Below are 14,918 nucleotides of genomic sequence, written 5' to 3'. Positions count from 1 at the left end.
ATACTGCGTTCACGGGTACCACCTCCTCGTTCTCTCGCACGGCCTCCGGCAAAGTAGCAGGGGCCGCAGTGTTCCGCCAACGGGTTTGCGGAGGGTCCGCGCAGCGCGGGGCGGCACCGGCCCTCCGGGCGCGCGTTCCGACTCGCCCGGATGGTCCCGGGAGCGACAGCATGGAGGGAGGGGCGGCCGGCGCGATGCCTCGGGAGGAGGCGACACGGGCAGTGACCAGTGATGGCTTTGCGTTCTGCGGCGCCGAGCTTGCCGCTGTCTACGTGGTCGCCGACCAGGGCAGGGAACTGCATCTGGCCGAGCTGACCGGCAACCTCGGTGTCCTCTACGGGCTGCCCGCGGTGCTCGCCGTGGACGGCCATTCGCCCGCCGCCACGGCCTTCCGCTCCGGCCGCCCGCTGTGGCTGGCTCCCAAGGAACTCGCCACGTTCATCGAGGAGGATCCCCACCACGTCCCCACCCGGGTCCGGGACGGTGGCCCCAACTCGCCGGCCAGGACCTCGCTGGGCGCGCTGCCACTGGGACACGGCGACCAGGATCTCGGGTGTCTGATCGTGGCGGGGGTGGTCGGAGGCGGCTTCAGCGCCGACGACCGCAGCCTTCTCGAGCTCTACGCCGATCAGGTCGCCGCCGGACTCCAATCGGTCGCCGCTCGCTCCGCCGGACGTGCGGCCCCGCAGGTGCATCTGGGACAGTCCCTGGTGCCGGAACAAGGCGGCGCCTTCATCCTGGAACTGAGCACCGGCCGCATGGAGGCCCACGCGAACGTCCTGGAACTGCTCGGTCTGCCTCCCGAGCGGTTCGACGGGCAGGTGGAGACCCTGCTCGCCTGTGCCGTCCCCGACGACATGCCCGCGTTGATGGCGATCGTGGAGCCGGACCGGCTGGCCGCCGAGGGGCAGCAGCTGGCGTTCCGTATCCGCCGCCCGAACGGAGAGCTGCGCTGGCTGGGCCTGCGTTGCCGCGTGGAGGTGGACTCCGGTGGCACGCCGCAGCGCGTCCTGGGTGTGGTGGCCGATGCCGCCTATCTGAGGCCCAGCGCCGACGAGGTGTCCCTCGTGCAGCGGCTGTCGGCCGCGCTGGCGGGAGCGGCGTCCGTCCGGGAGGTCAGCCGACTGGTGGTCGCCGCGCTGCGCGAGCCGCTCGGCGCCTCCCGGGTCGCGGTCGGCGTACTGGAGCCGGAACGGCTCATCGTCACCGCCCTCGACCCGCCGGAACCCGATGCCTGGCCCGAGGCGTGGCGCGCGGAATGGCGGTCCGTGTGGCCCGACGTACCGCTCGGTGACCTGCCCACTCTGCAGAGCGCGCTGCGTGAGGGGCACATGAGCCTGTGGCCGCCCGGCGCGGCTCTCGAGCCCGGTTTGCTGGGTGTGGGCCCCGGGGGTCTCGCGGTGCTGCCGCTGCCCGCCGAGGGCAGGATGACGGGCGCCTGCCTGGTGGGATGGGACGCGGAGCACCGCTTCGGACCGGAGGAGCGTTCGCTGCTGACCGCGACAGGGGGGTTGGCGGGGCAGGCGTTGGTGCGCGCCCGCGCTCTGGACGCGGGCCACGAACTCGCCAGCATGCTCCAGCGCAGTCTGCTGCCCCGTAAGCTCCCGGAATTGCCGGGCGGGATCGCGGTCGCCCGCTATCTCCCCGCGACGGCGGGACTCGAGGTGGGCGGCGACTGGTACGACGTCATTCCGCTCCGTGACGGTCATGTGGCCTTCGTCATCGGGGACGTACAGGGGCACAGCGCGGCGGCGGCCACCATCATGGGCCAGATGCGTACGGCGGTCAGGGCCTACGCGGTGGAGGGCCACCCGGCCGATGTGGTGGTCGCGCGGGCCAACCGGCTGCTCGTAGGCATGGAGACCGACCTGTTCGCCACCTGTGGGTACGTGGACCTGGACATGGAGGAGGGCATCGCCAAGGTCGTGCGTGCGGGCCATCTGCCGCCGGTACTGCGCCATCCCGACGGCGTCACCGAGGAGTTGGAGGTCGAGGGCGGGCCTCCGCTGGGGGTGCTCGCGGAAGCCGAATTCCCCATGACCGAGGCCGGGCTGATCCCCGGAACGCTGCTCATGCTGCTGACGGACGGACTGGTCGAGTCCGCCAGGCTGCCTCTGGACAAGGGCATGCGGCGGGTGCGCGAGGTGCTCGCCGCGGCCAACCCGGTCGATGTGGGAGCGGTCGCCGACGAACTGGTCGTCACCGTGGGCCGTCGCCATGACGACGTCGCGTTGCTGTTGCTGCGCTACGACGGCGCACGGGACCGGCCGATGCGGAGCCACTGGACGGTGTGGCGGCTGCCCGACGCGGTCATGCACGCGCGCCGCTTCACCGCGCGCACCCTGCGGTCCTGGGGAGTGGCGGAGGAACTCGACGCAGCCCTGCTGGTCGTGTCCGAGCTGGTCACCAACGCGATCGCGCACACGCAGGGCGCGGTGGGGATGGATCTGACCCTGTCGGCGGACCGGCTGCGGATCGCCGTGAACGACGCGTCGCCGCGCAGCCCCGTCAAACCGATGTCGGTGAGCTGGGAGGAGACCGGCGGTCGAGGGCTGCTCATCGTCGAGGCGATGACGATGGCCTGGGGATCGGTTCCCCTCAGCGGAGGCAAGCAGGTGTGGGCCGAGATCCCCTGGCACCGAGCGAGCGCCTGACGCACGGGGCACCGCGATGCGCCGCGTCGCCCGGTGCGGCGGGGGAGCCCCGATACGGAGGCAGGGCCCGGACCCTGCGTCGTGGTCCGGGCCCTGCCCCGTGCGGTGCCGCTCCGCGGCGGCGGTGCGTCAGCTTTGTGCGGCGCCGTTGTCCGCCTGTTCGGCGGCCTCGGCCGCGGCCGCCTTCTCGCGCATCTTGCGCACCAGTTCCGCCTTCCTGTCGGCGGCGCCCTGGCGGTCGAGATTGCGGTGCGGTCCGTTGTTCTGCCGTTCGGCGCGGGACTGCCTCTTGCGCTGTCCGCCGCCCTGGCCCACGGGGTTGTTGATGTTCTTGCTGTCGGTCACGGGTTCTCCCGGTGGTGATGTGCAGTGATCTACGGATTCAACGGTGGGGGACGGGCGCGGCGACGTGGAGGGACGTCAGCGGGGGCCCGTCACGCTCTCACTCGTGAATCGGTGTCTGGAAGAACATGACAAAGACGTTACCCGGTTTCCTCGGCTGCGCGCGCCACGCTTTTCGCCGCCCGGGCACTGCCCCGGGAAGGCAGGCGGGCTCACGAGTCCGCCACGGGCCGACCGGCCGATCGGGGCCGATCACAGAGAGTCAACGAGGCTCAAGACGTGGCTGGTACGGCCCGCCCTGTACCGGTTGACGGCCGCGCGTGGTCGCACGCCGGGCTTCACGGCGCGCCGCGACCCGGGTGATCAGGGTTCGAAGCGGTATCCCATGCCCGGCTCGGTGATCAGGTACCGGGGGTGCGAGGGGTCCGCTTCCAGTTTGCGCCGGAGCTGGGCCATGTAGACGCGTAGGTAGTTGGTGTTCCCCCCGTAGCTCGGACCCCAGACCTCCAGCAGCAGTCGGCTCTGGGTGATCAGCCGACCGGGGTGGGTGATGAGGATTTCCAGCAGGTGCCACTCGGTCGGGGTCAGCCGTACCGTGCGTTCGCCCCGGTACGCCTTTTTCGCGACCAGATCGACGGTGAACCCGTCGGTCGTGACCACGGCCACCTGGTCCGCCCGGGAGGCGGGAGGCTCGTGCCTGCGGGCGGCCGCGCGCAGCCGCGCCAGGAGCTCGTCCATGCTGAAGGGTTTCGTCACGTAGTCGTCGGCGCCCGCGTCCAGGGCGCGGATCTTGTCCTCCGAGGTGTGGCGGGCGGACAGGACCAGGATGGGCACGCGGCTCCAGCCGCGAACGCCTCTGATCACCTCGACGCCGTCCATGTCGGGCAGCCCGAGGTCGAGCACTATGACGTCCGGCTCGCGCGCGGCCGCGAGCCGCAGGGCCGAGCCGCCGTCCGGAGCCTCTTCGACCTCGAACTTGCGCGCCTGCAGATTGATCTTCAGTGCGCGGACGAGCTGAGGGTCGTCCTCCACCACCAGCACCCGGGTCATCGGCGTGCAGCCCTTCCTTCGTTGGGAACAGCAGGACGGTAAGGAGCCGGCAGGGCGCGAGCGTTCCGCGACCTGCCGGCTCCCGATCCGTGCGACGTGCGACATCAGCTCTTGGTCAGTGCCTTGAGGGCGATGTTGAGTCGGAGGACGTTGACGCGGGGTTCGCCCATGAAGCCGAGGGTCCGGCCGGTGGTGTGGTCTGCGACGAGCTTGTCGACCTGCTCGACGTCGAGCCCGTTCCGCTCGGCGATCCGGTTGATCTGGAGCTTCGCGTAGGCGGGGGAGATGTTCGGGTCGAGGCCGGAGCCGGAGGAGGTGACGGCGTCGGCCGGAACGTCCTCGGGCTTGACCGGGTGGCCGGGCGTGGAGTTGTCGGCGATGACGGCCTCCTTGGCGGCGATGACCTGGGCGCAGAGGGTGCCTTCTTCGGCGTCCTCGGTGCACCGGCCGCCCACGGCGCCGTTGTCGGCGGAGCGGTTGGTGGCGCCGGAGAGGATCAGGGAGTACTGGGTGTTGACGCTGTTGGTGCCCAGGCCGTTGGAGGGGCGGGGCTGGAACCACTTGAGGTCCGGCTTGGCCGCCTCTTCCGGGTCGTCGGGGTTCTGCTTCGGGAGGTCGTACCTCTGCCCGATGAGGGAGGAGCCGACGACCTGCCCGCTCTTGTCCTTGATCTCGGAACCGTTGGCCATGTCGTTGAACAGGGCCTGGGCGATCCCGGTGACGGCGAGCGGGTAGATGACCCCGCAGATCACGGTCAGGACGAGCAGGGCTCGCAGGCCGGCCCCGATCAACCGTGCGGTGTTGCCTACAGAGTTGTTCATGTCGTCTCAGCCGATTCCGGGGATGAGGGTGATGAGCATGTCGATGAGCTTGATGCCGATGAACGGGGCGATCAGGCCGCCGAGTCCGTAGATCCCGATGTTGCGGCGGAGCATCTTGTCGGCACTGGTCGGCTTGTACTGGACGCCCTTGAGGGCGAGCGGGACGAGCGCGATGATGATCAGCGCGTTGAAGATGACGGCGGACAGGATCGCCGACTCGGGGGAGTGCAGGCCCATGATGTTGAGCTTGTCCAGGCCCGGGTAGACCACGGCGAACATGGCCGGGATGATCGCGAAGTACTTCGCGACGTCGTTGGCGATGGAGAACGTCGTCAGCGCGCCCCGGGTGATGAGGAGCTGCTTGCCGATCTCGACGATCTCGATGAGCTTGGTGGGGTTGGAGTCGAGGTCGACCATGTTGCCGGCCTCCTTCGCGGCCGACGTACCCGTGTTCATCGCCACGCCGACGTCGGCCTGCGCGAGCGCGGGGGCGTCGTTCGTACCGTCACCCGTCATCGCCACGAGCTTGCCGCCCGCCTGCTCCCGCTTGATCAACGCCATCTTGTCCTCGGGGGTGGCCTCCGCGAGGAAGTCGTCGACACCCGCCTCCTCGGCGATGGCCTTCGCGGTCAACGGGTTGTCACCCGTGATCATGACGGTCTTGATGCCCATGCGGCGCAGCTCGTCGAACCGCTCGCGCATGCCGTCCTTGACGACGTCCTTGAGATGGATGACGCCGAGCACGCGGGCACCGTCCGCGTCCTCGACGGCCACGAGCAGCGGGGTGCCGCCGGCCTGCGAGATCGTGTCGGTGAGCGCCTGCGCGTCGTCCGCGACCTCGCCACCGCGCTCGTTCACCCAGGCGATGACCGAACCGGTCGCGCCCTTGCGGACCTTGCGGCCGTCGACGTCCACGCCCGACATGCGGGTCTGGGCGGTGAAGGCGATCCACTCTGCGTACGCGAGCTCGCCCTGGTGGCGTTCGCGCAGCCCGTACTTCTCCTTCGCCAGGACGACGATGGAACGGCCCTCGGGGGTCTCGTCGGAGAGGGACGAGAGCTGGGCGGCGTCGGCCAGTTCGGCCTCGGTCGTGCCCTTGACGGGTACGAACTCGGCGGCCTGGCGGTTGCCGAGGGTGATGGTGCCGGTCTTGTCGAGCAGCAGCGTCGACACGTCACCGGCGGCTTCCACCGCACGGCCGGACATGGCCAGGACGTTGCGCTGGACGAGCCGGTCCATGCCCGCGATGCCGATCGCCGACAGCAGGGCGCCGATGGTGGTCGGGATCAGGCAGACCAGCAGGGCCGTGAGCACGATCATCGACTGCTCGGCACCGGCGTGGATCGCGAACGGCTGGAGCGTGACCACGGCCAGCAGGAAGACGATCGTGAGGGACGCGAGGAGGATGTTCAGCGCGATCTCGTTCGGCGTCTTCTGGCGCGCGGCGCCTTCCACCAGGGCGATCATGCGGTCGATGAAGGTCTCGCCGGGCTTCGTCGTGATCTTGACGACGATCCGGTCGGAGAGGACCTTGGTGCCGCCGGTCACGGCCGATCGGTCGCCGCCCGACTCGCGGATCACCGGGGCGGACTCGCCCGTGATGGCGGATTCGTCGACCGAGGCGACGCCCTCGACGACGTCACCGTCGCCGGGGATGATGTCGCCGGCCTCGCAGACCACCAGGTCACCGATCTTCAGGTCGGTGCCCGGGACCTGCTCCTCGCCCGTGCCGTCCTTGGCCAGCCGGCGGGCTACGGAGTCGGTCTTGGCCTTGCGCAGCGTGTCGGCCTGCGCCTTGCCGCGGCCCTCGGCCACGGCCTCGGCGAGGTTGGCGAAGATCGTGGTCAGCCACAGCCAGGCCGTGATGGCCCAACCGAACCAGTCCGTCGGGTCCAGACACGCCAGCACGGTCGTGACGACCGATCCGACGAGGACCACGAACATGACCGGGGACTTGATCATGACGCGCGGGTCGAGCTTCTTCACCGCGTCGGGGAAGGACTTCAGCAGCTGCTCGGGGTCGAACAGGCCCCCGCCGACACGGCCGGCAGGCGGCCTCTGGCCGGTGGGCGGGTCCTCGTGCGGAACACGGGTCTCAGTGGCGGTGCTCATGATGCGAGCCCTTCGGCGAGCGGTCCCAGCGCGAGGGCGGGGAAGTAGGTCAGTCCGGTGACGATGAGGATCGTGCCGACGAGCAGGCCCGTGTAGAGCGGCTTGTCGGTACGGAGGGTGCCCGCCGTCTCGGGGACGGGCTTCTGCTCGGCGAGCGAGCCGGCCAGTGCCAGGACGAACACCATGGGCAGGAAGCGGCCGAGCAGCATCGCGATGCCGATGGTCGAGTTGAACCACTGGGTGTCGGCGTTCAGGCCGGCGAAAGCGGAACCGTTGTTGTTGGCGCCGGAGGTGTAGGCGTACAGCACCTCGGAGAAGCCGTGCGCGCCCGAGTTGAGCATCGAGTGGGGCGGGGTGGGCAGCGCCATCGCCGCGGCCGTGAAACCGAGGACCAGGGCGGGGGTGATGAGGATGTAGCAGGCGGCGAGTTTGATCTCGCGGGTGCCGATCTTCTTGCCGAGGTACTCGGGGGTGCGGCCGACCATCAGGCCGGCGATGAACACCGCGATGATCGCCATGATCAGCATGCCGTAGAGGCCGGAGCCGACACCGCCGGGTGCGATCTCGCCGAGCTGCATGCCCAGGAGTTGGATGCCGCCGCCGAGACCGGTGTAGGAGGAGTGGAAGGAGTTGACCGCGCCGGTCGAGGTCAGCGTGGTGGCGACCGAGAAGATCGCGGAGGCGCCGACGCCGAAGCGGGTCTCCTTGCCCTCCATCGCACCGCCCGCCGCCTGGAGCGCCGGGCCGTGGTGCGCGAACTCGGTCCACATCATCAGCGCGGTGAAGCCGAGCCAGATGGTGGCCATCGTGGCGAGGATCGCGTAGCCCTGGCGCAGGTTCCCGACCATGCGGCCGAAGGTACGGGTGAGCGCGAAGGGGATGACGAGGATCAGGAAGATCTCGAACAGGTTGGAGAACGGGGTCGGGTTCTCGAAGGGGTGGGCCGAGTTGGCGTTGAAGTAGCCGCCGCCGTTGGTGCCCAGCTCCTTGATGACCTCCTGCGAGGCCACGGCCCCGCCGTTCCACTGCTGCGAACCGCCCGCGAACTGCCCCACCTCGTGGATCCCGGCGAAGTTCTGGATCGCGCCGCACGCGACCAGGACGATCGCGCCGACGACCGCGATGGGCAGCAGGATGCGGACGGTGCCGCGGACCAGGTCGGCCCAGAAATTGCCCAGCTCACCGGTGCGGGAGCGGGCGAAGCCGCGCACGAGCGCGACCGCGACGGCCATGCCGACCGCCGCCGAGACGAAGTTCTGCACGGCCAGGCCGCCGGTCTGTACGACGTGACCCATGGCCTGCTCGCCGTAGTACGACTGCCAGTTGGTGTTCGCCACGAACGAGGCCGCGGTGTTGAAGGCCTGGTCGGGGTCGATGGCCTGGAAGCCGAGCGAGCCGGGGAGGACACCTTGGAGCCGCTGCAGCAGGTAGAGGAAGAGGACGCTCACCGCGGAGAAGGCCAGGACACCGCGAAGGTAGGCGGGCCAGCGCATCTGCGCGGACGGGTCGGCGCCGATGACCTTGTAGATCCACTTCTCCGGGCGGTAGTGCTTCTCGGAGGAGTAGACCCTGGCCATGTGATCGCCCAGCGGACGGTAGGCAAGGGCCAGGGCGGCGATCAGCGCGAGGAGCTGGAGGGCACCGGCGATCTGGGGACTCATGTCGACTCAGAACCTCTCCGGGTACAGGAGGGCGAGGACGAGGTAGCCCAGCAGGGAGACGGCCACCGCGAGGCCGACGATGTTCTCGACAGTCACAGCTTGGCCACCCCTCGGGCGATGAGAGCCACCAGTGCGAAGACCGCGACCGTGGTGACGACGAAGGCCAGATCGGCCATCGTGAGCTCCTGATGAAGTGAAGAAATGGAATCGGCCGGAGTGGCCGAGACCGAGCAAAGCGTGAGTTGCAGCCCGCGTTAAGAGGCCTTGACGACCTCCATACGGGCAGGCGGGGACCTTTGACGCGGTCCATACGCGGACCACCGCCGACCCACCGTGACGTGCGGCTCTGCACGCCTTCCGGGCGAGACCGGAGGTGTCCGGGGCGGCACCTGCCCGGGCGGCGAGGGCCACGGCGACCGGCCGGAGCCGCCGGGCCCGGACGGCAAGCCGGCGTATGGAGTGCGTGAAGAGTGGCGCGGCCGGCGTATGGATCACGACAAGGTGGCCGGCGCCCGGAGGGAGCGGCTTCGACGCTGTCCTGACTTTGCTCACCTCGGAGGAACGGCGACATGGCCATGCACACAGGAGAATCGACCGCTGCCGACCGGAGGCCGGGCCAGGAGGAGCTGCCTGATCCCGGCGCCGGCGCCGGCGCCGGCGCGGCGGTCGAGTCGGGGGAGCGGCACGGGCTGACCGCGCTCCAGGGCCTGGCCGCCCTGTCGCTGGACGCCATGGCGTCCGTCGCGTACGGCCCCGAGTCGATCGTGCTCGTACTCGCCGCGGCCGGTGCGTACGGCCTCGGCTTCACCCTCTCGGTGACCCTGGCGATCGCCGCACTGCTCGCCGTGCTCGTCGCCTCGTACCGGCAGGTCATCGCCGCCTTCCCGGACGGCGGCGGCTCCTACGCGGTCGCCAAACGCCATCTGGGGCGGCGAACGAGCCTGGTCGCAGCGGCCTCACTGATCCTCGACTACGTCCTGAACGTCGCCGTATCCGTCACCGCCGGTGTCGCGGCCCTGACCTCGGCGTTCCCCGCGCTGTACGGGGAGAGGGTGTGGATCTGCCTGGGCGTCCTGGTCCTGGTCACCGCGGTGAACCTCCGCGGGGTCGTGGAATCCGCCAAGGCGTTCCTCGTGCCCACCGCCGTGTTCGTCGGGTCGATCCTCGCGATGGTCGCCGTCGGGCTCTTCCGGGACGGCCCCGTCAGCACGACGTCCGTCGCCGGACACGCCTCCGCCCTCGGCCAGGGCGAGACCGCCGTCGGCGCGCTCCTGCTGCTCAAGGCCTTCGCCGCCGGCTGTTCGGCCCTGACCGGGGTAGAGGCGGTCGCCAATGCCGTGCCGTCCTTCCGGGCCCCGGCCGCCCGCAGGGCCGGGCGCACCGAGGTGGCACTCGGCGCGCTCCTGGGCGTGATGCTGATCGGCCTGTCCATCCTGATCGGGCGCTTCCACCTCCAGCCGGTGGAGGGCGTCACCGTCCTCGCCCAGCTCGCGGACGCCTCCTTCGGCCACGGCGCCGCCTTCTACGTCGTCCAGTTCGCCACCATGGTGCTGCTCGCGCTCGCCGCGAACACCTCCTTCGGCGGCCTGCCCGTCCTGATGAGCCTGCTCGCCCGCGACCACCACCTGCCCCACGTCTTCGCCCTCAAGGCCGACCGCCAGGTCCACCGCCACGGCGTGATCTGGCTGGCGCTCGTCTCCGCCCTCCTGCTCGTCCTCTCCGGCGGCGACACCAACGCCCTCGTCCCGCTCTTCGCCATCGGCGTCTTCATCGGCTTCACCGTCTGCCAGGTCGGCATGGTCCGCCACTGGTCGCTGGAACGCCCCGCCCGGTGGCGTGCGAAAGCCGTGCTCAACGGCTTCGGCGCGCTGCTCACCGGCGTGTCCGCGGTGGTGGTGACGGCGACCAGGTTCACCGAGGGGGCCTGGCTGATCGTGGTGGCCCTGCCGGTGCTCGTCCTCGCCTTCGAGAAGGTGCACCGCGCCTACGGGCAGATCGGAGCACGCCTGGAACTCGGCCGGGTCCCGCAGCCCCCGCGGCGCTCCCGCTCCATGGTCGTCGTCCCCGTGTCCGGGCTGTCGCTGCTGACCTGTCGGGCGCTGACCGCGGCCCGCTCGCTGGGCGACGAGGTCCTCGCCGTCACCGTCACGCACCCCGCGCCCGAGGACCGACGGGCCACCGAGGCGCTGCGCCGCGACTGGGAGGTGTGGAACCCGGGCGTCGAGCTGGTCGAACTCTGCTCCCCGACCCGTTCGCCGGGCCGTCCCGTGTCGGGTTACGTCCGCGAGCTGACGGAGCAGCGGCCGGACACCCAGGTGACCGTCCTCATCCCCGAGACCGAGCCGGAACGCCTGTGGCAGCGGATCCTGCAGAACCAGCGCGGCTCAGTGGTCGCCCACGCCGTACGCCGGGACACCGACGCGGTGATCTGCCGACTGCGGTTCCGCATCACCGCCCACCCCCGCTGACCCTCCGGGTCTCGGCACTTCGTCGCGGCGGGAACGCGTTCCGTACGCCACTGGAAGGAATGGCGTTAAGAGCGCGTCAGGATTCCGTCAGGCGAGGATATAGACGTATTGGCTGTGTTCTCGCTGCGTACGCTGGCCCAGCCGTCGACTCCGATGGCCGAATCCCATGCCGTACGACAGGAGCGCCCGACGATGGCCACCCCTGCCCGCTCTTCGCGCCTGCGCGCTTGGATGCTGGAAGGCTTGACCGCCCAGACGAGTTCGCCCGCAGCCAAGGAGTCGGCGGCCCAACCGCACGGCCGGCCGTGGTGGCGGGTCATGTGCCTGACGGGCCTCGACTACTTCTCCACCCTCGGCTACCAGCCCGGCATCGCCTTCCTCGCGGCCGGTCTGCTCTCGCCGCTGGCGACCATCGTGCTCGTACTGCTCACCCTCTTCGGCGCGCTGCCCGTCTACCGGCGGGTGGCGGAGGAGAGCCCGCACGGCGAGGGCTCCATCGCCATGCTGGAGAAGCTGCTGTCGTTCTGGAAGGGGAAGCTGTTCGTCCTGACCCTGCTCGGGTTCGCGGCGACCGACTTCCTCATCACCATCACCCTCTCCGCCGCCGACGCGACCGCGCACATGGTGGAGAACCCGCACCTCACCAGCACCCTGCACGGCCACGAGGTACTGATCACCCTGATCCTGATCGCGCTGCTCGGCGGCGTCTTCCTGAAGGGCTTCAGCGAGGCCATCGGCGTGGCCGTGGTCCTCGTGGCCACCTATCTCGGCCTGAACGTCGTCGTCGTGGCGGTCGGGCTGTGGAACGTGTTCAGCGAGCCGCAGGTCATCACCGACTGGACCACCGCGCTGACCGCCGAGCACGGCAACCCGTTCATGATGATCGCCATCGCCCTCGTCGTGTTCCCCAAGCTCGCGCTCGGCCTGTCCGGATTCGAGACCGGCGTGGCGGTCATGCCGCACGTCCAGGGCGACCCCGCGGACAGCGAGGAGAAGCCCGCCGGCCGGATCCGCGGCGCCAAGAAGCTGCTGACCACGGCAGCCGTGATCATGAGCGTCTTCCTGATCTGCTCCAGCCTGATCACGACCCTGCTGATCCCCGCCGCCCAGTTCCAGCCAGGAGGCGAAGCCAACGGCCGCGCCCTCGCGTACCTGGCCCACGAGTACCTGGGCTCCGCCTTCGGCACCGTCTACGACATCTCCACCATCTGCATCCTGTGGTTCGCCGGCGCCTCCGCGATGGCCGGCCTGCTCAACCTGATGCCGCGCTACCTGCCCCGCTACGGCATGGCCCCGCACTGGGCCCGCGCCCTGCGCCCCATGGTCATCGTGTTCACCCTCGTCGCGTTCCTCGTCACCTGGATCTTCAACGCCGACGTCGACGCCCAGGGCGGCGCGTACGCCACGGGCGTCCTGGTCCTGATCACCTCGGCGGCGGTCGCCGTGACCATCGCGGCCCGGCGGGCCGGGGAGCGCGGCTGGACCATCGGCTTCGGAATCATCTCGGCCGTCTTCATCTACACGACGGCCGTCAACGTCGTGGAGCGGCCGGACGGCGTGAAGATCGGCGCCTGCTTCATCGGCGGCATCATGGCACTCTCCCTCCTCTCGCGCCTGGCCCGTGTCTTCGAGCTGCGCGTCACGGACATCGAGTTCGACGACATGGCGGACCGGTTCATCCGCGACACCGCCAACCGCACGATCCGCTTCATCGCCAACGAGCCCGACAGCCGGGACGTGGAGGAGTACCGGCAGAAGAAGGCGCAGATCCGCGCGGACAACGACATCCCGGTCGAGGACGACGTCATGTTCGTCGAGGTCACCGTCACGGACGCCTCCGAATTCGAATCCGGCATGCGCGTACGCGGCGAGGTCCTCCACGACCGCTACCGCGTCCTGACCCTGGAGAGCTCCAGCATCCCCAACGCGCTGGCCGCCCTCCTGCTCCACGTACGCGACGAGACCGGCCAGCGTCCCCACATCTACTTCGAGTGGACCGAGGGCAACCCGATGGCCAACTTCTTCCGGTTCTTCCTCTTCGGCCAGGGCGAGGTCGCCCCCGTCACCCGCGAGGTCATCCGCGAAGCCGAACCGGACCGCAGCCGCCGCCCGCACGTCCACGCCGGCTGACGGGCGGCGTACGAACGCCGACGGATTCCCGGAGGGTCCGCACGGTGGGCGAGGAAGTTGCACAATCGACAGTGAGGAGCGCTGCTCCGCGCTCCCGCTGGAGGGCGGCCAGATGCCTGGGAACCGGCTTCGTTCGCGCTACGTCCCGGACAAGGGACTCACCACCCGCATGGTGACGACCATGTTCCTCATCGGGCTGCTCTACGTCGTCTTCGTGGGCGCCCTGCTGGCCTTGTACCGGGGCTCGTGGCCCGCCATTCTGGTGATCGCGGGCGGTCTGTTCGTCGCGCAGTTCTGGTTCAGTGACCGTATCGCGGCCTCCTGCATGGGCGCCCACGAGGTCACCCGTGAGCAGGCGCCCGAGCTGCACGGCGCCGTGGACCGTATCTGCGCCCTCGCCGACATGCCCAAGCCCCGGGTGGCGATCGCCGACAGCGACGTGCCGAACGCCTTCGCCGTCGGCCGGGGAGAGCGCGCCGCACTGGTCTGCGTCACCACGGGGCTGCTGCGCCGCCTGGAGCCGGAGGAGCTGGAGGGTGTCCTCGCGCACGAGCTGTCGCACGTCGCCCATCGCGACGTCGCGGTGATGACCGTCGCGTCGTTCCTCGGTGTCCTCGCGGGGATCATGACCCGCATCGCGGTCTACAGCGGACTCGGCCGCAACAGCCGCGACAGCAACGCCGCCCTCGTGGCGATCCTGATACCCCTGGTCAGCGCCGTCGTCTACGTGATCAGCTTCCTGCTGACCCGGCTGCTGTCCCGCTACCGCGAGCTGTCCGCCGACCGTGCGGCCGCGCTGCTGACCGGCCGGCCTTCCGCACTCGCCTCGGCGCTCACCAAGGTGACCGGTGAGATGGCGAGGATCCCGAGCCGGGATCTGCGCAAGGCGGAGTCGTTCAACGCGTTCTGGTTCGCGCCCGCGTTTTCGTCGAAGGAAAGCCTGAGCAGGCTGCTCGACTCCCACCCCACGCTGGAGGAGCGGTTGGACCGGCTGGGCAGGATCACGGAGCAGCTCGGCCGTCCCTGAACAGCCAGGCGCGTCACCGGCAACGGAGGTTCCTACCGTGGGACTGCTCGACACCATCCTCGGCCGCAGCAAGCCGGTACTTCCCGACCTCGACCGGCTCTTCGGCCTGCCCAGCGCCGCGATCACCCTTCAGGCGGGTGCCGGGTTCGCTCCGACCGGCGCCGGCTCGGTGTGCTTCGCCGGCGTCGAAGGCGGTGCCTTCGCCCGGCTCAAGGAGGACGTACGGGAGCTGCTCGACGCCGATACCGGCAGCGGTGGCCGACCGGTCGAGTTCAGCCAGGACGCGTACGGCTACACCTGGCTCCTCGCCCGGCACCCTGCCGACGACACCGCCTCACTGGTCAACGACCTGCACGCCGTCAACGCACTCCTCCAGGACGCCGGCTTCGGTCCGCAGCTCCTTTGCTCCCTGATGGGTTTCCACGACGCGACGGCGGAGCGTGCACTGGCCCTGGTCTACCTGTACAAGCGAGGCACTTTCTATCCGTTCGCTCCGCTTCCCGGACAGACCGGGCGGACCGGGGAGACCGGGAAGCGTGACAACGGCACGGAACTGCAGATCCGGGCTCTGCTCGCGGACGACCTGCCCATGGAGCCGGACCTCGGCCGCTGGTTCCCCGTGTGGGGCGCACCCGGGCTCGACTGAGCCCCCT

11 protein-coding genes are annotated in these 14,918 nt (G+C 70.0%); 5 read left to right on the top strand and 6 right to left on the bottom strand.

All coding sequences use genetic code 11. From position 1 onward, the window contains the following. The first annotated feature begins 194 nt into the window (after positions 1–194). A complete protein-coding gene (locus tag ACFYZL_RS37670) occupies positions 195–2,654 on the top strand; it encodes a SpoIIE family protein phosphatase (RefSeq protein WP_384750828.1) in 2,460 nt (819 codons plus the stop codon). Between the two features lie 129 nt (positions 2,655–2,783). On the opposite strand, the gene ACFYZL_RS37665 is transcribed toward ACFYZL_RS37670, so the two are convergent. From ACFYZL_RS37665 to kdpF, 6 genes are all read right to left on the bottom strand, one after another. Next, a complete protein-coding gene (locus ACFYZL_RS37665) occupies positions 2,784–2,999 on the bottom strand; it encodes a DUF6243 family protein (protein ID WP_384750817.1) in 216 nt (71 codons plus the stop codon). A 360-nt stretch (positions 3,000–3,359) separates the two neighbouring features. Then, the gene (locus tag ACFYZL_RS37660) at positions 3,360–4,046 is read right to left on the bottom strand and encodes a response regulator (protein ID WP_384750814.1); all 687 of its coding nucleotides are present in this window, start codon (positions 4,044–4,046) and stop codon (positions 3,360–3,362) included. A gap of 104 nt (positions 4,047–4,150) precedes the next feature. Next, on the bottom strand, positions 4,151–4,867 hold the full coding sequence (locus ACFYZL_RS37655; RefSeq protein ID WP_388685396.1) for a potassium-transporting ATPase subunit C: 717 nt from the start codon (positions 4,865–4,867) through the stop codon (positions 4,151–4,153). Positions 4,868–4,873: 6 nt separating this feature from the next. Beyond that, positions 4,874–6,979: a potassium-transporting ATPase subunit KdpB gene (gene kdpB / locus ACFYZL_RS37650; protein ID WP_388685393.1), complete on the bottom strand. Its 2,106-nt coding sequence runs from the start codon at positions 6,977–6,979 to the stop codon at positions 4,874–4,876. Next, the gene (kdpA, locus tag ACFYZL_RS37645; protein ID WP_384750805.1) at positions 6,976–8,640 is read right to left on the bottom strand and encodes a potassium-transporting ATPase subunit KdpA; all 1,665 of its coding nucleotides are present in this window, start codon (positions 8,638–8,640) and stop codon (positions 6,976–6,978) included. Before kdpA ends, kdpB begins: the two co-directional genes overlap by 4 nt. A gap of 6 nt (positions 8,641–8,646) precedes the next feature. After that, complete coding sequence (gene kdpF / locus ACFYZL_RS37640) at positions 8,647–8,736, bottom strand: K(+)-transporting ATPase subunit F (protein ID WP_366455219.1); 90 nt, start codon at positions 8,734–8,736, stop codon at positions 8,647–8,649. Positions 8,737–9,209: 473 nt separating this feature from the next. Here kdpF and ACFYZL_RS37635 point away from each other — a divergent pair, with 473 nt between their 5' ends. The 4 genes from ACFYZL_RS37635 (at position 9,210) to ACFYZL_RS37620 (ending at position 14,911) form a co-directional block, all read left to right on the top strand. Further along, positions 9,210–11,108 carry an APC family permease gene (locus ACFYZL_RS37635; protein ID WP_388685389.1) on the top strand — a complete coding sequence of 633 codons (1,899 nt, stop codon included), beginning with the start codon at positions 9,210–9,212 and terminating at the stop codon, positions 11,106–11,108. Positions 11,109–11,300: 192 nt separating this feature from the next. Beyond that, positions 11,301–13,238 carry an amino acid transporter gene (locus ACFYZL_RS37630; protein WP_384750825.1) on the top strand — a complete coding sequence of 646 codons (1,938 nt, stop codon included), beginning with the start codon at positions 11,301–11,303 and terminating at the stop codon, positions 13,236–13,238. Between the two features lie 112 nt (positions 13,239–13,350). Beyond that, positions 13,351–14,265, top strand: a complete 915-nt coding sequence (gene htpX / locus ACFYZL_RS37625; RefSeq protein ID WP_384750799.1) for a zinc metalloprotease HtpX — start codon at positions 13,351–13,353, stop codon at positions 14,263–14,265. A gap of 37 nt (positions 14,266–14,302) precedes the next feature. Next, the gene (locus tag ACFYZL_RS37620; protein ID WP_384750795.1) at positions 14,303–14,911 is read left to right on the top strand and encodes a hypothetical protein; all 609 of its coding nucleotides are present in this window, start codon (positions 14,303–14,305) and stop codon (positions 14,909–14,911) included. Positions 14,912–14,918 lie beyond the last annotated feature (7 nt).

The sequence above is a fragment of the Streptomyces sp. NPDC001717 genome, assembly GCF_042892775.1.
GTDB lineage: Bacteria > Actinomycetota > Actinomycetes > Streptomycetales > Streptomycetaceae > Streptomyces.
The sequence above is the reverse complement of the archived record's forward strand: the minus strand, read 5'-3'. Positions and strand labels throughout refer to the sequence as shown.

Coding starts and splice junctions, on each gene's coding strand:
- ACFYZL_RS37670 (WP_384750828.1), top strand. CDS start 195: ATGCCTCGGGAGGAGGCGACACGGGCAGTGACCAGTGATGGCTTTGCG.
- ACFYZL_RS37660 (WP_384750814.1), bottom strand. CDS start 4,046: ATGACCCGGGTGCTGGTGGTGGAGGACGACCCTCAGCTCGTCCGCGCA.
- ACFYZL_RS37655 (WP_388685396.1), bottom strand. CDS start 4,867: ATGAACAACTCTGTAGGCAACACCGCACGGTTGATCGGGGCCGGCCTG.
- kdpB (WP_388685393.1), bottom strand. CDS start 6,979: ATGAGCACCGCCACTGAGACCCGTGTTCCGCACGAGGACCCGCCCACC.
- kdpA (WP_384750805.1), bottom strand. CDS start 8,640: ATGAGTCCCCAGATCGCCGGTGCCCTCCAGCTCCTCGCGCTGATCGCC.
- ACFYZL_RS37635 (WP_388685389.1), top strand. CDS start 9,210: ATGGCCATGCACACAGGAGAATCGACCGCTGCCGACCGGAGGCCGGGC.
- ACFYZL_RS37630 (WP_384750825.1), top strand. CDS start 11,301: ATGGCCACCCCTGCCCGCTCTTCGCGCCTGCGCGCTTGGATGCTGGAA.
- htpX (WP_384750799.1), top strand. CDS start 13,351: ATGCCTGGGAACCGGCTTCGTTCGCGCTACGTCCCGGACAAGGGACTC.